This is a genomic window from Nostoc sp. (assembly GCF_054880495.1).
Map to the genome: position 1 here is coordinate 1 of NZ_JBTYKD010000308.1, position 18,260 is coordinate 18,260.

Genomic DNA, 18,260 nt, shown 5'->3' on the forward strand with positions numbered 1-18,260 from the left:
AAATGCAGCTAGCTCCCCTGTTCCCCATTTTATACCGCATTCTCCAGCCGAGTTTTCCCAACTGCCTTTGGGCTGGAAATCGCCATTCTAAAGCGATCGCCCTCACATTTGATGATGGTCCCCATGCTCAATACACACCCGAAGTCTTGGCTGTATTAGACTGTTACAATATCACAGCTAGTTTTTTTTGGTTGGGTGTTTGCGTCAACCGTTCACCAAGCATTGCCAAAGCCGTGAGCGATCGCGGCCACTGGATCGGATTGCATGGCTACGATCATCGCTCTTTTCCGATGCTTTCCCCAAATGACCTGAAGGACAGTTTAGAAAAAACCCAAGCTGCCATCTACAACGCCTGCAACCTGCAACCTGAACAACTGCGAGATGTCCGCCCCCCCAATGGTTTATTTACACCTGCGACTTTAAAATTATTATTTCAGTGGAATTACCGCCCAGTTATGTGGAGTGTTGTACCAGAAGACTGGGTGCGGCCAGGCGTCACCACCGTAGTAGAGCGAGTTATGCAGCAAGTCAAAAATGGTTCGCTGATTGTTTTGCATGATGGTGCTTGCGGTGGAGAAGATGTTGCTGCCACAATTCAAATTCTGATTCCGCAACTGCTACAACAAGGCTATGAGTTTGTGACTGTTGATACTCTGTGGCAACGAGCTAAGGCTAACCACACGAAAGTACTACTGTCCTGATTTTTGATTTCTGCTACTCAAATGCTAATAGAAGAAGAATGCAGAATTCAGAATCAATCAGTGGGCATCCGTGAGAGATTAACCTAATTGCACTTTTGTCAATAGGGTGCAGGAAAAGGGGATAAATCTAGCTTAGAGACTGGCGATCGCTGGGCTTTGACGACTCCTAAATCTTGATTCTCTTTTGCACCGAAGTACTTAATAGGATCATCAACGTTAAGTAGGTGGGCGGGAAAATTGACAAGTATATAACGAAATTTAAATTGAACACATACCTGACAAATACGTTTTTTCACCGTTTTTACAAAACTAAACATATATCGGTTTTATCATGCCTATGTACTTAATACTGCCACCATTAACGATAATTTCAGAATTCTATCTCGTAATCCTAACTGTTTATAATATTTTCTTGGGCAAAAACGCGATCGCTACCCCCAGAGATTAACAGGCAAAATATAGTATAGGGCGACAATGCAAAAACTCCTTTTTAATGACAGAGATAGCTTTAGAGCGCAGGCCCTATTCCTTGGTAAGAAGATTAACCTACAAACATTGGAGAATTACGTTTGCTTGGCGGCTAGGCCAGTAATGGTTACAGGAGGTGAACACAGCTGTGCGGTACTGCTGGGCTATGGTGCAGTTGTCCTGTTTAACTTTGAGCCTGTGGAAAAGGTAGCCTTCTTGACCAAACTATCCTCTCAAGTTAGTGACTCTTTTGCCGACCCGGAAACAGAAGAGGTGGAAGTTTATCTCAACGTTGCGGAGAGTGAGCGAGTCAAGGAAGGAAAAATTTTGCTGCATGAATTTAGTGTAGAACGCTTGCAGATAGTGGCTGATATTCTCGCTAAGAGTGTTGTGCTGTCTCATTATGAAACTAGCTTAGAGACTGTATTTGATCAAATTGAACCGTTTGCAGCTAGTCTCCAGCGAAAAAACAGGAGTAGACGCCAGAGTCGGGAATTACTGCGTCAACTTGGGACTACCCTGTTAGTTCAACATAAGATTGTGGGTCGAGTAGAAATTATCGATAAGCCGGAGTTGCTTTGGGAGTCCCCACAGCTAGAAAACTTATATCTGCGTTTGGAGGATGAATACGAAATTCGTGAGCGTCACAACGCTCTGGAACGCAAACTAGAGCTAATTTCCCGAACCGCACAAACGGTGCTGGAGTTTATGCAGCATAGCAGTAGTGAACGAGTAGAGTGGTATGTGGTGATTCTGATTGTGGTGGAGATTTTGCTGTCACTGTACGACATCATTTTCAAACGCTAACGCTAAACTAAGCTTGGAGATACGTTAAAGCTTTTTGATTTGAAGTTTTCCCCTGTTCAGAACCAGATGAAAATAGTTTATTACCACATCCATTTTCTAGTTGGGATATCAGTTTTTGGTGGCTGATATCCCAGAGGCTTATGCTAGTTCCTAGAGTTGATGTGCAGCTAGAAAAGCTTCAACTTCAGCAGCAGTAGGTTGAGAAGCGATCGCACCTGCTTTAATGGTAGTCAGCGCCCCAACAGCACTGGCATAAGTGACAATGCGTTTTGCTGTTTCTGCATCCCGCAAGCTGTGGATGCCATGCTGACTCAGTTGGTGGATGAATCCTGCCAAAAAGCTATCCCCTGCACCAGTTGTATCAACTACAGGGATGGGAAATGCAGGTAATTTGCCTTCGTTCTCACCCAGACAGTAGGTGCAACCGTTTTCCCCATCAGTTACTAATACTCCTTCAATTGAAGCCAGACGGTAAGTGATGGCTCCGGCATCTGCGGTTTCAAATAGCCATTCCGCTTCTTCTTTAGAGAGTTTCAGGAAATCGACTCGCTTAAATAATTCTGGAATTTTTTGATGAGCGATGTTTGGCTCATCCCAAAATACAGGACGCCAGTTGACATCCAGCACAATTTTCAAATCGTAATGTTCAGCTAACTCTAGAGCGCGGTGAATTGCCTCTTCACTTTCAGAATAGGCTAATTCCAAAGTACCCAAAACCAGAAAATCTGCCTCTTGAAACAGCGAATCTGACAATTGTTTAGCTTGGAGGTGAGTATCGGCAAATTCTGAGCTATCATACTGACCAAATCCGGCAAAGGTGCGATCGCCAGCCAGATCCCGTGTAACATAAACTTGTCGCGTTGGTGCTGTGGAATGGCGTTGTACCCCCGTCGTCTCTACACCTACATCTTGTAAGAGCTTCACCAGTGCATTCCCTGGTTCATCTTCGCCAACCGCTCCGATAAAGCCGGCTGATGTCCCCAGCTTGACTAAAGCACAGGCTACGTTAGCTGGTGCCCCTCCTGGGTAGGGAGTCCAAGATTTCACTTCTTCCAGCTTTAGCCCCAATTGATCGGCTAAACAATCAAACAAAATTTCACCAAGGCACAAAACACGGGGATTGCTCATCTCATTTTCAATTTTAGATTTCGATTTGGGATTAGGAATTTACAGTATAAAATCTACAATAATTTTTGCTAATCTGTCGCCAGTCCTTCATAGAATTAAATAGCAATTTTAACTACTCCTATAATATGTATATGCTTCTAATACTTTTCAACATTATCTCAGTGAATAAACTAAATTCTTAAGAAATGAATGTATTATTTAATGCTGAAATATTTTAGAATTTAGATTTATGCAAACTTTAAATCCAAAGAAAATATTCACAATAGTATTACTGTTAACACTTGAAACCCCTACCAACAAAAGAATCCTCTAGAATTAGAAAGAGCGATTAAGTACATATACCAACAGAGGATAGGAATAGTCATGGCTGGTGGCAAGTCTGAGACCCCCGTTAGTCTATCAGACAGAGAACTGCAAATTATCGACTTAGTGGCCACTGGCTTAACTAACCAAGAGATTGCAGGAAAACTGGAGATTAGCAAGCGTACAGTTGATAACCATATCAGTAATATTCTCACCAAAACCGAGACAGAAAATCGAGTAGCTCTTGTCCGCTGGGCTTTACAGTGGGGCAAAGTTTGTTTGAATGATGTCAATTGCTGTCTTCTTCCTAACCAGATCGAATAAACAATTTACTAGTAGCAACGTAATTGCTCTGGTCTGGTATAGTAAAGAGCCAATGAATGAGGTTTACTGATTCTTCCCCTCCTCACGCCTAAGTTTTCAGTGTGAACACTCTACCAAAAGTTCCGAGTCCTTCACTCAGCCGGAGTTTATGTTAGTAGAGCCAGCTGACCCTCGGACTCGGAAACTATAAAGATCAGAATTCCTTTCCAAATTCAGCAGAACAGATGTAGGACTTACGCATCAGCAAGGAAAAATTAAGGGTTTGGGCAGGGCATTAGGGACTGGGGACTTTTAAGAGGGAGCAGGGGGAGCAGGGGGAGCAGAGGAGAATAATTAATAACCAATGCCCAATGCCCAATACTTCTCTACGAGAGGCTGCGCCAACGGCTTCTCTACGAGACGCTACGCGAACGCTCAGTACAAGTGCCCAATGCCCAAATTCAACAATCATCCACAAAAATTAGCAACAATTGAGTGGTGCAAGCGTTACATTTGAAAGAAATCTATGTTGCTCCATCGGCTTGGAGAGCGGAGTTCCAATGAATACTTCTGCTTGTTTTCAGGGTGGCTCGTCTCCCTTTGAATTTTTTAAGTTTGATTTTAAGACACCTGTATCTGAGAAAATTCCGAGTCTTGAAGACCGATTTTCAGACTTTCCGCAACCCACACAAGATGCTGACTTACTCAGACAGCTATCGTTTATTCCAGGGTTGAAAGAAATTTTGATGCTTCGGCAAGTTCACGCTTTAGAACATGCTACTGTTTGGGTTCTTAGCGAATCAAAAAGTGCCTATGCTGCCACAGGAAAACCCACTAACGTTCAATTAGATAATGAACTATTAGGGGGTTTGTCTACTGAGCAGGGATTCTACCTCTATGGTGAGGTGAATATTAGTAATTTGCGGCGTGCGGTTACACTTGCTCGATATCGCCTCACCACTGGAGAATGGGATTTGGCTGTACATCCGCGTTGCGGCACAAATTTATCAGTAGCAATGCTCTTAACAGCTGGATTAGCTGTGGGTGTGCATCTGTTGCTACCATTTCGACCAATCGAGCAACTTATAGGTTTGGGGTTAGCAGCAACGACAGCTGCTGAACTCGCACCTGATTTAGGTTCTATGGCACAGCGTTACTTAACAACTGCCATTCCTTTTAACCTAGCAATTAAAAATATTACCCGTACACGCGACCCTTGGGGGCGTGAGGCACATTTTGTTAAAGTGGACTGGCAAGAGTAGGGATGAGGAGGACGAGGGAGATTAGCGAGATGAAAAAGATATTGCTCCCCCATCTCCCCCTGCTCCCTCATTTTCCGCCACTCCCTACTCCCCACTCCCCTAAAAAAATTATGAGAAAACTTTACTTCTTACTCCCCGGTACAGATGGCAAATTTGCCTGTGGTGGACTTTGGGCTGAGTTAAAAGCGCTTAATCTGGTTCAGCAGTTCTGTAGTGCTGATGTTGTAACTTACCGTCAACGAGAAAAAGGTAAGCTTTTTATTGATGATTTGCTAAAAGAGAAAAATTTAAGTGATGTAATTTTTGTGATCAGTTGGGGATTTGATATAGCTCAACTCGTGGCTAAACTTAAGCAATACAATGTCGTTTACCATGCACATAGTGCAGGTTATCCATTTCGGCTAACTGCAAGTATTCCGATCATCACTGTCAGCCGCTATACAATGGGATATTGGGGAGAAAAATCACCCAATTCTATGATTTATTATTTGCCAAATCAAATTTCTAATCAGTTTCAAAATTTGGGTCTGCAACGGGATATTGATGTTTTAGTTCAGGCTCGAAAATCTTCTGAGTATTTAATTAAAGAATTAATTCCAGCGTTGCAAAAACGTTGTAAAGTATTGGTTGTTGACTCATACATAGAGGATTTACCTGGACTATTCAACCGAGCTAAAGTTTATCTCTATGATTCAGCTGAGTATTGGGCACAACAGGGTGTTAGTGAAGGTTTTGGTCTCCAACCAATGGAAGCTCTTGCCTGTGGCTGTCAAGTATTTTCTAGTGTCAACGGGGGACTGGCTGATTACTTAGATCCGGGATTTAATTGCTATAAAATTGCTGGCTATTCACAAGAATATGATGTCCAACGTGTTATGATGGTACTTGATTCTTCAGTACCGTTTAACTTGTCTGAAGAGTTTTTGGCTGAGTATCGAAGTGAAAATATTATTAAGCGTTTCCAAGTTATTCTGGATGAGTTAAATGAGTTTTTTGACCACAAAATTCAGCGACCTTCTAATATTAAGAGTTTGACAAGAATACGTATGTTAAAGTTATTTGCACAGAGGATATACGGTAAGCTGAGGAAGAAATACTTTCACTTGAAATAGAGACTTCCAAATAAAAAAATATTCAATTATTTATTGTGGGGTGGGCATCTTGCCCGCCCAGTAACCAAAGGCGAGTAAGACTTCGGCGTGAGCGCTCAGTCGAACGCTGCCCACCCTACAAGTAGTAGTAATTTATTTCTGGAAAATTCCATAAACGAACCGCAGAGGCGCTGAGAACACAGAGAGAAGAGAGGAAATTGGAATGAGTCGGCGGTTATTAGTTACGGGGGGTGCGGGGTTTATTGGGGCGAATTTTGTGCATCATTGGTGCCAGGTTTATCCCGATGATCGGGTGGTGGTGTTGGATGCTCTGACTTACGCGGGGAATCGTCTGAATTTGGCGCCCTTTGAGGGAAGAGAAAATTTTCGGTTTGTGCAGGGGGATATTTGCGATCACACCATTATAGATCAGTTATTAGCAAGTGAAAATATTGATGCGATCGCCCATTTTGCTGCCGAATCTCATGTTGATCGTTCAATTCTAGGTCCTGCTGCTTTTGTGCAAACTAATGTGGTAGGAACTTTCACCCTACTAGAAGCTTTTCGGCAACATTGGGAGACAAAAGCACAGCCATCTGACTATCGTTTTCTGCACGTTTCTACAGATGAAGTCTACGGTAGTCTTGACGCAGATGATCCAGCTTTTTCTGAAACTACACCCTACGCTCCCAATAGTCCCTATTCAGCTTCAAAAGCGGGCAGTGACCATTTAGTGCGTGCTTATTATCATACTTATAAACTTCCAACCATTATCACAAATTGCTCTAATAATTATGGACCTTATCAGTTTCCCGAAAAGCTAATTCCCCTGATGTGTATAAACACTTTGATAGGCAAACCATTACCTATTTATGGCGATGGTAAAAATGTGCGCGATTGGCTTTATGTGGGCGATCATTGTCGTGCTTTAGATGTAGTAATCAATCATGGTAAAGCAGGAGAAACATACAATATTGGTGGCAATAATGAGGTCGAAAATATTAACCTCGTGCAACTTTTGTGTCAGATGATGGATGAATTAGCACCTGATTTACCAGTACATCCGGCAAAGCAATTGATTACTTTTGTCAAGGATAGACAGGGACATGATCAAAGATATGCAATTAATGCGAACAAAATTAAAACTCAGCTTGGTTGGACGCCTTCAGTAACAATTGGTGAGGGTTTACGTTTAACTATTGAATGGTATCTCAATCATCGTGATTGGTGGGAGCCTCTGCTGTCTGCGGAATATCAAGCTTACTATCGCAAAAATTATCTGTAGAATGGCCTAAAATGGTGCTAACTCTAACCAGTAATGTCCTCAAATTTTTATGGGGAACTAATTTGTCATAATGTAAGCGACCAATAATTATGCCTGGATGTCTATTTTGATTTTGAGCAAATTCTTCAATTGCTTTACGAGAAAAGACTTTTTTACTACTGATAATAAATTCATTTAATGTCTGAAAGTTTATTAACCAGTCAGAGGCTTTTTCATTAGCTTCCCTTTCCTCATCATTCTCTTCTAACGCATCCAATTTGTCTAAATAAGCTCCTTGATGTCCTAAAACAATATGCGCTAACTCATGCATAAGGGTGAACCAGAATGAATCTATTCGGTCAGATCTCAATGTCAACGCGATAACAGGATTGCTGTTTAAATAAAAGGCTACAACTTGCAAACGACGAACATTTTTTTTCAGAGTTGCAGGATGATTTACCTGAGTTGAGTGACTTAGAAAAGCAATCTCTCAACGAAGTCAAGGCAGAATATTTGCATCTATCGAAATATCCTATTTTGTCACCTGTAGTTAAAATGGTGGTGCTATCTCCACTATTACGTCTAGCAGGTTTTTATCAACCGCCTTTCTACATTGCCTCAGAACAAGAGGTCAGAATTTCTTCTGAAGACGAAGGCACGATTATCAGAGGACGTATTGACATCTTGGTGTTGCATCCTCCATTTTGGGTTCTGGTTATTGAGGCAAAACGAGCAGAATATTCTTTAGTGCCAGCAATTCCCCAAGCATTGGCTTATATGTTGGCAGATGCAACTTCGGCAAAACCTGTTTTTGGGTTTATCACCAATGGTAATGAATTTAGATTTATAAAGTTGACGAAACAGGGTACACCGAGATATGCATTATCTTACACACTGTCACTGAATCGTGGGGATGACCTACATACTGTTGTCAAAGTGTTAAAGCACCTAGCTCATTTAATTCGTAATTCGTAATCTTGTAGGGTGCGTTAACCAAGGACATAACGCACCATCCCAATACTTTCTGTACTTTACGCGTAGGCGTAGCCCGTACTTCTCTACGAGACGCTGCGCGTAGCTTGCTTCCCGAAGGGTACGGCAAGCTCAGTAACCATCGTAGACATCGCTATATTAATGCAATTGCTGCAATCCAAAAATATTAGGACTTACGCACTGTACAAATTCATCGTAATGTGGCTTAACAAAAATAGGTTGTTTCAGGCTTTTCTTAATTATCCAGGACTTACGCAAACAATAACCGAAACCCTTATTTTCAGGTAGGGGCAATTCATGAATTGCCCCTACAGCGTGTACTTTTGCGTAAGTCCAGTTATCTTTTGATCGTAAATAGACGATGCTGTAGGGGTTTAGCATGCTAAACCCCTACGAAAGATGTGGGTTTTCACCTGATAGATATTTGGTATTTATTGTCAATGCGTAAGTCCTAAATATAAGCAATTTTACAAATACTTGAGCATTTACAGCTTTGACTTAAGCAAAAGCTGTAAATGCTTTAACGTTATTAACTTTGACTTGAGCATTTACAACAATTGCTTAAGTCAAAGCTGTAAATGCTTTAACGTTATAACTTTTACTTGAGCGTTTACAACAATTGCTTAAGCAAAAGCTGTAAATGCTTTAACATAACTAACAAATCTTGAGCATTTCCTGTAAATGCTTATATATTAGAGCAAATACTTAGTTCACCTACACAAAACCTGTCCCTCTCCGAGTCGGAGAGGGACAGACTTGAACTTTAGTTCAAGGCAGGGAGAGGTTTGTCGAACTCACGTTAAGTTGACTACCCTAGCAACTCCATTTCTAACTACTAACTTGCGATTCAACTACACCCACGGGACAAGAAACATTTGTCCCTCCTAAACCACAATAGCCATTGGGATTTTTAGCCAAGTATTGCTGATGATAAGCTTCTGCGTAGTAGAATTCAGGCGCATCCAAGATTTCTGTGGTAATCTTGCCATAACCTGCACCGTTGAGAGCTTGCTGATAAGCTTCCCGCGATGCTTCTGCTAGCTGCTTTTGACTTTCGGAATATACATAAATTCCCGAACGGTATTGAGTGCCAGCATCATTACCTTGGCGCATTCCTTGGGTGGGATTGTGGCTTTCCCAGAAGACTTTGAGCAGTTCAGAATAACTAATCACTTTGGGATCAAACACAACTAACACCACTTCATTGTGACCGGTTCGCCCACTACATACTTCTTCATAAGTGGGATTGGGTGTAAATCCAGCAGCATAACCGACTGCGGTAGTGTAAACTCCTTTAAGTTGCCAGAATTTGCGTTCTGCACCCCAAAAACAGCCCAAGCCAAAAATTGCCTTCTCTAATCCATCGGGATAAGGAGGTTTTAAGGGATTTTTGTTGACATAATGAGTAGCGGGTACTGACATAGATTGTGCCCTTCCTGACAAAGCTTCGTCAGGCGTGGGTATAACTTCCTTTTTGCCAAATCCGAATAGTGCCATTGATTTTGACTCTGATATACATCTTTACCTTATTTACTATTGTAAAGATTCTAGCGATCGCTTGGGGTTTTCTCAGAATCCTCGCTGAACTATGTTGACTCTTATAGATGCGTCTCAGTGTTTGTTTCACTAATTAATGCTATTCATCAAAAGGAACTTGGCATCAAAAAATACTCATGGATAAAATACCGAAAATTGACCGTCAAAGGGAGCATCAAGCGAATGAGCGTACTTTTCTGGCTTGGCTACGCACTTCTATTGCATTGATTGGCTTTGGTTTTGCGATCGCGCGATTTGGTATATTTCTGCGCCAGTTGAATCTTGCTATTACTCAACAAGATCCTCCCGTACATCAATTATCCAACTCGGAAAACTTGGGTGTTGCTTTGGTAATTTTTGGAATTTCGACTATTGCGTTAGCTGCGTGGCGATACAACGAAGTTTTCTGGCAAATTGAACGAGCAGATTATAGACCAAATCGGTTAATGGTTTGGATAATGACCGGAGTAGTAATTATTTTGGGACTTTTCAGTATTCCTTTGCTTTTAAGGCGTGATAAAGTACCTTCTCGTTCTCGTGTTCCAATTCAACCACAGTCCCGAAATTTGCAAAGATCAACTGCAAACCTCAATGTTAAAAAGGGGACAATTACTACTCAATACAAACAAATATTTTTGTTTTTTAAATAGCTCATTAAATAATGGTTAATAAGTCTTATATAAAAATCCTATTTGATTTTTGAAAAAGACTAAACGAGAATACGTTATTTTAAGTAAAGGCTGATTCGTAATAGGTTAACTTACTTCTGCTATAATGCAACTTGTAAGAGCGAATACTACTTTAAATTATCCCGTGCAGCAGCACGAACAATCCTATTAGGGTCTTGCGTTAGTTGTTGGCAAATGTCGCGGTGAGTATTCGGGTTTTGAGCGATCGCATATCTTTCTGGCCAAAACCAAGATTTATAGTATCTTGCCAGAAATGAACTAGGTATATGAGGATTCATCAGAACCAAAAAGCGAGAAAATGATGGGCGATCAGGAAATTTTAGACATCGATCCAAGAAAGGAATCGCCGCTTCTGGTTCTTGAGTCAGTAAACTTTTAACAGCAGCTAAATTGAGTGGATTAAAGTGAAATCCCCCACGGACTCAGGGTTGAGTAGCTAACTGAATTAGTAAATCTTTCGGCGCACCAGGGTTTTGAGCAACTGCTAAAGGTAATCTTCGATCTGGATGCTCTGTAAATCTAGTTAGAATCTCGGCTGGAGTTTTGGGATGTTTAGCTATAGCTAATCTGACAATTAACTTATCGTCAGCTAGTTTTGCCAGAATTGAAGCATCAACGTTAGGATGTCGAACAACTTTCGCTCTGACAGCAGTATGCTCACTATTTGCTAGTTCTCGTAAATCTAGTGAAGATAAATTTGGATTTTCCAAGCTTGCTAATTGTTCTCTAAGCATCGAATCAAGCTTGGGATTCGCCAAAGCAGCTGCTCTAACTTCTGGATTGCGATCGTCAATTAAGTTATCTAAAGAGTTTTGAGTAATATTCTGATGACTAGCTACCAAAACTCTCACTCCCTGGATTGGATGCTCCACTAATTTTGCTAGGATTTCCGGTGAAGTTCTTAGTTGGTTCGCTAGAATTACGCCATAGTATTCTAAATTAGAAAATCTAATAAATAGTGGACTATGATCTTTATATCTACCACTGTCAAAATCTATAAGCATATTTTGTAGGCGGGATCTTCTGTTTCTCGAACCCCCAGAATTCTGTATCAAGTCAAGTAAACGTAGGTGAATCGTTGGGTTATATATGGGAATATATCTTACTTTTTTGCACCAATATCTATCTTTTAACTTCGTAAATAAAGTGTCTAAATTGGTAATTACAGGGTTGATTTGATTGGTAGAATAATTTGGTAATTTAGTATATTCTATTGCCAGGGTTCGCGGAAGTGAATCGAAAACTATTGTTTCTCGTTGTTTTAATGAGGTAATACATTCAGTGATTAATTGAGAAAGTCTGGGGTGGTTTTCAAGATTATCTAAAATCGGTCGAGGTGTGTCAGCAGAACAAACAATCTTTAATAAAGTACTTGTATATTCGTATACTGAATTTTGATTTAAATAAGGTAAAGTGCTTTCATCAATTGCTCCTGCGTACCACAATCGCAGATCAATTCCTTCTTCATCATTATTTAAAATAGGTAGTTGGATTCTATCGATTTTTTCTTCCGCTAGCTCGCGCCATCCAGTTTACAATTGTCCAGCATAATTAATATGTAGCTTTGCTGCTTCACCAATAAAATTAAGGCTATTTTTTGCTAGCTTATCGAGTACTTCTTTAGGTGTTTTCGGATGATTAGCAATAATATTGAGAATTTCTGGAAATGTTTCAAGCTGGGATGCCGCTTTTAGAAAATTTGTGGATATTTCTGGCAATTGCACCAATTTAAACATCAGCCTATGAGGAATAAAAAGAATGAGATTTTATTTCTTATTTAAAGCCACTTTATCCCAGAAAGTTATGTCATCATTGGGACAATCAAGACGTAACTGAGCAACTTCTGCAACAATATCCTTACCAGATGTAGATAACTCCAATAGTTTTTTCCTAGAAGTATTCTGATGACTAGCTATAACAATTTTAAGATTATTCTCACAAATGCCAGCAGCAAATTCTAGAAAAGAGGTTGGTGCATTAGATGCACAAATAAGCTTCAAGAGTAATTTCTTCTCAAAACGGTCAGCAAAGTTGTCATTTTGCAGAATTGACAAATCATAAGCTGGATTGCTAAAGAATTCTTCAGGAAACAGATATGCTAGTCCGATTAACCATCGTGTTGGTATATTGGGATTGCTTGCGATCGCTCTTTGCATTTCCACATCTTTGTTAGTTCTGGCTTGGATCGCAAGTTCTCCTAAGAAACTACTATCGGCGAGAGGATTTGCAGCAACTAATCTCCTTAGCTCATCATTAATTGCCGCTAATTCTCGTAATCTTTGTGGTGAAGTGTTATGATTGGTTGCTTCTTGCTTAAGCGAGTCAAGTGACATTAACTTAACAACCTCTTTTACTATTTCAGTAATATCATTTTAAATTTACTCGGATATTTCAGTAAATGCTATAGCGTTTTTTAATAAGAATGAGGCACAGCTTAACCTCACCCCAATAAAGCTGTCCTTCATCTCCCCTCTCCTTACTAAGGAGAGGGGTTGGGGGTGAGGTGTTTGATATTGCATAAGTTTTATATAACCGAATGCGTCACACAGGCATTTACTAAAGGTAATAGCGGCCCTAGTTGCTCTTGTCCATTCACGGCTAAATCGCTGTGACACAAATAAATTCTCTCGGATACACGAGACAGCAAATCTGCCAAAATCCTTTGCAGTCTTTGTTCTTCTGCTAATTTCTCATCTTCTGCTGTCCAAGGTTCGCCTAACCTGTCTCGCAGGAAAAACGGCGCACCGAACAAAGTCGCCGCACCACCTTTCGCCCATAGAGGCGAACCAGCATCCAGCCAAAAATGCCAACGGTGCGATCGCCTACTAGATCGATATTGAAATATAGTTGCTAATGTGACAGCCTTTCTGACTCCACCAATGGGACGCACAGGATAAGGGTTAGCGGTGATTGTACCACGTCGCAGTAATTGAATGAATTCGATAATAGTTGCGTGAGGCGTTGTCTCAACTGGGGCAATTTGTCGTAATCTGGTGTCAATTTCCCAATAATGTTGGGCGGTTTCTAATAATTCTCGCAGTGCTGCTAGTTGTTCGTATGGGAGATTGCTACCATTCCACAAAAAGCGCTGAATTGCTCTGTCTAAGAGGGAAATGGGACTGGGAATTAAACGCAATTCTTGTTGCGATCGCTGCTCTTCTAACCACTGTAATATCTGATTATAGGCTGTGGTCGCTGCATAGCCAATTCTATCCCAGCGCTCAAAGGCTGATATTGGTAACAAGTTGGGGCGATCGGGATGGGGTAAAAAGCAGTAATCTGCAATCAAACCAGCACGTACCGGATCAATATCAGTAGAGACGCGATTAATCGCGTCTGTAGAGTTTTCTGGTAGTTGTTGTTTCCTACTCAATACAACCAGCATTTCTGCCACGGCATCCCGATCTACAAGGCGTCCCAAGCCGGGATAAACTAGTGCCAGCATGGTAAGCAATGCGCGGATGATCGGTGAACTAACTAAGGGACGTTGATCATTAAGCGATTGTACCTGGATATTTTGCTTGACGAGGATTTCCACTAAAGTATAACGAGCGATGGCATCTAAACCTGGTGCAATAATCGCCACTTGTTCTGCTTCCACTTGCTTTGATTGGATGGCATCAGCAATTACCTCTGCTGTTTGTCGCAATAATTGGGCGCGGGAGGTAGTTTGAATTGAGTGTACAATCTCTGGTAAACTCAACAGCAGCATCGGTTCTGTAACTAATTCCACCATCTGTTTAGTGAGTTGCTCACCAAGGGACTCAGGAGGCGGCCCTGTCAAGATTTCTACCCGACAACGCCCTGCTAACCCTTCTAAATAGTTGGGATCTGCTCCCAATCCCAATCGCACTGCACCATCGGGATTGTAGCTAAATGCCCCGACTGCACCTTGATCTAATAGCAACTCAAACAAAAGACGCGCTACGCTAGGATAGTCATCAACATCATCCGCCAGTACCGCCTGATAACGTTTAGTTAGATGCTGCTGGTAATTGCGATCGCTCAATAAATATTGACTATAAAGTTCAGTAATAATGCCATAAGTTAGTAACCCTCTCTCTAAACACCAGTTACGCCAATCTAGGAGCAAAGATGCCAAAAATTCCGGCTCTAAAGTTGTATTATTTTCCTTCAAACCCCTAGCCAAAATCTGGGCAATATCTTCGCAAGGTACACCACTGTAAGCTGCTAATTGCAATAAGTCTAGGATGCGACGCACCAAGCGAGACTCATTCACTCCCGCAAGACGTAAAATTTCTTCGTCTAATTGGGGACGCCAGAGTTTGGTTGCTAATTCTTGCTCCGTTTCTGGGCGCAATCTTACCGGAAACTGTGCCTTCAGGTTCAACGAGTTAATTAGCAACGGCCAAAATAAAATAACTTCATCCTGAAAAAAACCTAGTGGCGTCTTCGCACGAACCGGATATTTTCCCAAGGTAGATGTAACAATTATATCTCCTAACTCTCGACGATTATCATCATTGGCAGCTAAGACTAAAACTCCCATCTCTGTTTGTTTAATATCTAAAAATTCCGCTACGTAACCACTTTTTTTACGTCCTGGTTTTTTAGTATAAAATGATTCAGTATATTGCTTTTCAGCTTTTACCCAATTACAAAATTGCTCTACCAAGCGAGCCGTCTTACCACTGCGGCTAGTGCCAACAATCCAAACCGAATGAGAAACCACAAACTTTCTCCTTATAGATTTGCTAGTATACCTCGTGCGTTAACTTAAGGTTAATAATCACCAAATAGTGCTGGATGATTGTCTGCAATGAAAAACTCTGTTTTTAGCCAAAAAATCTATTCTTTCTTACTTGCTGCTTATCGATGGTACTTACAGACTCCCGAACGTTCTTTAGATGAGGCTTATAATGCAGCATTAAAGATTCAGGAAATAGAAGGTAAGCATTTTAATGGTAATAAAATAGACATTGACTCAGCCATGTACAGTAACAGCGTCATGGATTATTTTGAGTCAGACCTAAAAAAACTATTAAAAACTGCGAGGATGCGGCTTACAGAGTTGAAAGCCAGCCGTTGGTTTTTAGATGAAGAAAATCAAAAAGCTGCTCAGAAAGTAGGTATAGAGCATCTCAGTCTTTCTTTGGTTTTGGAAAAGCTAAACTTCATCGATCAAGTTATATCCAAATACACAACAATTTCTGATCAAATAACTTCTAAATCTTTAATAGTCAAACCTCCAAATCTACCAGTTAACTCAGTTATATCTGATAACAAATCGCTGCTTGTCAACACTCCACCGTTACCACCCAAGTTATCAACTAAAGACTCAGATAATAAACCAAATCCAAACCGTAAAGTTGATACAACAGGCGTATTACCCCGTTCTATTTTAAGTACTATCACTCGTTTGCAAGTTGAATTAGATCCTAATTCTGAACAAGAGGTAATTCAGAGTTTCCGTCAGACTCAAAGAAGAACAATAATATCTATCAGGTTTATTTTACTATTAATTATCGTACCACTTTTGACGCATCAGATAGCAAAAGCTTTCGTAGTAGGTCCACTTGTTGAGCGGTTTAGAGGTAGTGAGCAAATGCAGATATTTATAAATTCCGAAATGGAAGAGGAAGCCCTTGGAGAATTAGAAAGATTTGAAGAAAAGCTCAAGTTTGAAAATCTCATTACAAAAGCCCCTTCACTGTTACCTGAGCGGATGGAAAGTGAAATGAGTAATAAGGCTATTGAGCTGGCTGAAGAATTTCGTCACGAAAGCTCTAATGCTATCAAAAATGTTTTTGCCGATATTGTCTCGGTGGGTGCTTTTATCTGCCTTTTATTAGTCAGCAAATCTTCTATTGCTGTGCTAAAAGATTTCGTTGATAATATTGTCTATGGGCTTAGTGATAGTGCCAAGGCATTTATCATCATTTTGTTTACTGATATATTTGTAGGATTCCACTCTCCTCATGGCTGGGAAGTACTACTAGAAGGTGTATCGCGCCATTGGGGATTACCAGCAAATCGAGATTTTATCTTCTTATTTATTGCTACATTTCCGGTGATTTTAGATACGATTTTCAAATATTGGATATTCCGATTTTTGAACCGGATATCGCCTTCAGCAGTTGCCACTTATCGTAATATGAATGAATAGGGAGTGGGGAGTGGGGAAAAATTTTTGCGTTGTAAAACAATTAAAGAACGTGGATTAAATAAAATGCAAAACTTCACTCTGTATCTAGCTTCCCTCTCCTTTATAAGGAGAGGGATTGAGGGTGAGGTAAGCCAGGGACATAAATTGTATGTTATTTAATTCTTATTCCTAAATGATTTTTGATTTTGAGCGAGGTGGGATAATCTCAAAAAGTTTTAATTTTGATGAAAAAGACACTTGCTGGGTTAGGAAAGTTTAGCAAAATTATCGCTATCAGCTTACCTGTGGTTTTGTCGATTTTGCTGGTACGAATGCAATCTTTGACATATCAGGAACTTAGTCCGCCAGAATGTCGTTTGCAAAAGTGGAATATACCAGTTTCTTTGACTGCTGAAAATGAAGATGCATTTACACAAAAGCAAAAAGCACCATTAATCCAGAGACTACCAGTTACTTGTTGTCAAGGTGATACCTCTTGTTTGGATGAAGTTCTTTATGGACAAATAGCAGAAAAAAAGGCACTAATGAGTGCGATCGCTGAGAGTCTCCAATACCTGCAAACACCTAATGCTGTGTCTGCTTATCAAAACTATCAGGTGGCTGGGATTACGCGCGATCGCGTATTCAAAAGCTTGAAAAGATTCCGCGAACTCCTATTAAAAACTAATTCTCCAACAGAATTACATCAAGCCATTGAGCGGGAATTTGTTCTTTACCAGTCAGTCGGTAAAGACACCAAAGGTTCCGTTTTATTCACCGCCTATTATGAGCCACTTTACGCAGCCAGTCGCGTCCCGACAGCCGAATATCGCTATCCTGTTTATCGCTTACCTGCTGATTTAAACTCCTGGCCTAAGCCTCATCCTACACGCTTGGAATTAGAAGGAGCAGATGGTTTACAAGGTGCAAAAGGGAAATTGCGAGGATTAGAATTGTTTTGGTTTAGCGATCGCCTCGAACCATATCTAGCTCAAATTGAAGGTTCGGCGAGACTTCAGCTTCCCGATGGGACTCAGACAACAATCGGTTATGCGGGTAATACAGCTTATAATTACAAAAGCATTGGGCGAGAATTAGTGAATGATCGCAAATTACCGCTACAAGGTATAACTTTGCCAATTATTCTTGACTATTTCCAAAAGCATCCCCAAGAATTAAATATTTATATTCCGCGCGATCGCAGCTTTGTTTTTTTTCAAGAAAATCACGGTCAGCCAGCCCAAGGTTCTATCAAGGTAACACTAACAGCAGAGCGTTCTATTGCTACAGATAAATCTCTCATGCCTCCGGGTGCTTTAGCCTTGATTCGCACTTCTATTCCCTTTGTTAATCCTACCGGAAAAATGGAGGAGCGCATCGTTAGTCGCTATGTTCTTGACCAAGATACCGGAGGTGCAATTAAAGGTGCCGGTAGGGTAGATTATTTTTTAGGTACTGGGAAATTAGCAGGCGATCGCGCTGGTGTTACAGTCAGCAATGGACAATTATTTTATCTATTACTCAAGTCCCAGAATTAAACAAAATGCAAAACTTCATCCTGTATCTAGCTTCCCTCTCCTTTATAAGGAGAGGGATTGAGGGTGAGGTA

The 18,260-nt window shown here is 40.8% G+C and carries 19 protein-coding genes; 10 read left to right on the forward strand and 9 right to left on the reverse strand.

The window, feature by feature from the left end; all coding sequences use genetic code 11:
• Nucleotides 1-2: 2 nt before the first annotated feature.
• Nucleotides 3-701: a polysaccharide deacetylase family protein gene (locus ACYTXL_RS26560; RefSeq protein WP_461927312.1), complete on the forward strand. Its 699-nt coding sequence runs from the start codon at nucleotides 3-5 to the stop codon at nucleotides 699-701.
• A 98-nt stretch (nucleotides 702-799) separates the two neighbouring features.
• On the opposite strand, the gene ACYTXL_RS26565 is transcribed toward ACYTXL_RS26560, so the two are convergent.
• Nucleotides 800-997 (reverse strand): hypothetical protein, encoded by a 198-nt coding sequence (locus ACYTXL_RS26565; protein ID WP_461927313.1) that lies wholly within the window; start codon nucleotides 995-997, stop codon nucleotides 800-802.
• Nucleotides 998-1,175: 178 nt separating this feature from the next.
• On the opposite strand from ACYTXL_RS26565, the gene ACYTXL_RS26570 reads away from it, so the two are divergent.
• Nucleotides 1,176-1,976 (forward strand): RMD1 family protein, encoded by an 801-nt coding sequence (locus tag ACYTXL_RS26570; protein WP_461927314.1) that lies wholly within the window; start codon nucleotides 1,176-1,178, stop codon nucleotides 1,974-1,976.
• A gap of 150 nt (nucleotides 1,977-2,126) precedes the next feature.
• On the opposite strand, the gene ACYTXL_RS26575 is transcribed toward ACYTXL_RS26570, so the two are convergent.
• Complete coding sequence (locus ACYTXL_RS26575) at nucleotides 2,127-3,104, reverse strand: carbohydrate kinase family protein (protein ID WP_461927315.1); 978 nt, start codon at nucleotides 3,102-3,104, stop codon at nucleotides 2,127-2,129.
• A gap of 363 nt (nucleotides 3,105-3,467) precedes the next feature.
• On the opposite strand from ACYTXL_RS26575, the gene pedR reads away from it, so the two are divergent.
• From pedR to rfbB, 4 genes are all read left to right on the forward strand, one after another.
• Nucleotides 3,468-3,731, forward strand: a complete 264-nt coding sequence (pedR, locus tag ACYTXL_RS26580; RefSeq protein ID WP_292764399.1) for a photosynthetic electron transport-dependent transcriptional regulator PedR — start codon at nucleotides 3,468-3,470, stop codon at nucleotides 3,729-3,731.
• Between the two features lie 539 nt (nucleotides 3,732-4,270).
• On the forward strand, nucleotides 4,271-4,972 hold the full coding sequence (locus ACYTXL_RS26585; protein ID WP_461927316.1) for a DUF6391 domain-containing protein: 702 nt from the start codon (nucleotides 4,271-4,273) through the stop codon (nucleotides 4,970-4,972).
• 110 nt (nucleotides 4,973-5,082) lie between these two features.
• Nucleotides 5,083-6,084: a glycosyltransferase gene (locus ACYTXL_RS26590; RefSeq protein ID WP_461927317.1), complete on the forward strand. Its 1,002-nt coding sequence runs from the start codon at nucleotides 5,083-5,085 to the stop codon at nucleotides 6,082-6,084.
• A gap of 202 nt (nucleotides 6,085-6,286) precedes the next feature.
• Entirely contained in the window at nucleotides 6,287-7,348 is a 1,062-nt protein-coding gene (gene rfbB / locus ACYTXL_RS26595) for a dTDP-glucose 4,6-dehydratase (RefSeq protein ID WP_461927318.1), read from the forward strand.
• Here the strand turns inward: rfbB and ACYTXL_RS26600 are convergent.
• Nucleotides 7,275-7,748: an ImmA/IrrE family metallo-endopeptidase gene (locus ACYTXL_RS26600; protein ID WP_461927319.1), complete on the reverse strand. Its 474-nt coding sequence runs from the start codon at nucleotides 7,746-7,748 to the stop codon at nucleotides 7,275-7,277. The two genes, rfbB and ACYTXL_RS26600, sit on opposite strands and share 74 nt — an antisense overlap.
• 23 nt (nucleotides 7,749-7,771) lie before the next feature.
• On the opposite strand from ACYTXL_RS26600, the gene ACYTXL_RS26605 reads away from it, so the two are divergent.
• Nucleotides 7,772-8,302, forward strand: coding sequence for a type I restriction endonuclease (locus tag ACYTXL_RS26605; RefSeq protein ID WP_461927320.1), 531 nt, complete (start codon nucleotides 7,772-7,774; stop codon nucleotides 8,300-8,302).
• 846 nt (nucleotides 8,303-9,148) lie between these two features.
• Here the strand turns inward: ACYTXL_RS26605 and msrA are convergent.
• Nucleotides 9,149-9,817, reverse strand: coding sequence for a peptide-methionine (S)-S-oxide reductase MsrA (msrA, locus tag ACYTXL_RS26610; RefSeq protein ID WP_461927321.1), 669 nt, complete (start codon nucleotides 9,815-9,817; stop codon nucleotides 9,149-9,151).
• A 176-nt stretch (nucleotides 9,818-9,993) separates the two neighbouring features.
• Here msrA and ACYTXL_RS26615 point away from each other — a divergent pair, with 176 nt between their 5' ends.
• Entirely contained in the window at nucleotides 9,994-10,506 is a 513-nt protein-coding gene (locus tag ACYTXL_RS26615; protein WP_461927322.1) for a YidH family protein, read from the forward strand.
• Nucleotides 10,507-10,652: 146 nt separating this feature from the next.
• On the opposite strand, the gene ACYTXL_RS26620 is transcribed toward ACYTXL_RS26615, so the two are convergent.
• The 5 genes from ACYTXL_RS26620 to ACYTXL_RS26640 all read right to left on the reverse strand — a co-directional run bounded on the left by ACYTXL_RS26620 (nucleotide 10,653) and on the right by ACYTXL_RS26640 (nucleotide 15,238).
• Nucleotides 10,653-10,823, reverse strand: a complete 171-nt coding sequence (locus ACYTXL_RS26620; RefSeq protein WP_461927323.1) for a hypothetical protein — start codon at nucleotides 10,821-10,823, stop codon at nucleotides 10,653-10,655.
• Between the two features lie 144 nt (nucleotides 10,824-10,967).
• Entirely contained in the window at nucleotides 10,968-11,990 is a 1,023-nt protein-coding gene (locus tag ACYTXL_RS26625) for a hypothetical protein (protein WP_461927324.1), read from the reverse strand.
• Between the two features lie 87 nt (nucleotides 11,991-12,077).
• Complete coding sequence (locus ACYTXL_RS26630) at nucleotides 12,078-12,269, reverse strand: hypothetical protein (protein ID WP_461927325.1); 192 nt, start codon at nucleotides 12,267-12,269, stop codon at nucleotides 12,078-12,080.
• Nucleotides 12,270-12,311: 42 nt separating this feature from the next.
• Nucleotides 12,312-12,878 carry a variant leucine-rich repeat-containing protein gene (locus ACYTXL_RS26635; protein ID WP_461927326.1) on the reverse strand — a complete coding sequence of 189 codons (567 nt, stop codon included), beginning with the start codon at nucleotides 12,876-12,878 and terminating at the stop codon, nucleotides 12,312-12,314.
• Nucleotides 12,879-13,069: 191 nt separating this feature from the next.
• Nucleotides 13,070-15,238, reverse strand: a complete 2,169-nt coding sequence (locus tag ACYTXL_RS26640; RefSeq protein WP_461927327.1) for a PD-(D/E)XK nuclease family protein — start codon at nucleotides 15,236-15,238, stop codon at nucleotides 13,070-13,072.
• A 78-nt stretch (nucleotides 15,239-15,316) separates the two neighbouring features.
• Between ACYTXL_RS26640 and ACYTXL_RS26645 the strand changes: the two genes are divergently transcribed.
• Together ACYTXL_RS26645 and mltA are read left to right on the forward strand one after the other, a co-directional pair.
• Complete coding sequence (locus tag ACYTXL_RS26645; RefSeq protein WP_461927328.1) at nucleotides 15,317-16,672, forward strand: proton extrusion protein PcxA; 1,356 nt, start codon at nucleotides 15,317-15,319, stop codon at nucleotides 16,670-16,672.
• Nucleotides 16,673-16,896: 224 nt separating this feature from the next.
• A complete protein-coding gene (mltA, locus tag ACYTXL_RS26650) occupies nucleotides 16,897-18,189 on the forward strand; it encodes a murein transglycosylase A (protein WP_461927329.1) in 1,293 nt (430 codons plus the stop codon).
• The last annotated feature ends 71 nt before the right edge of the window (nucleotides 18,190-18,260 follow it).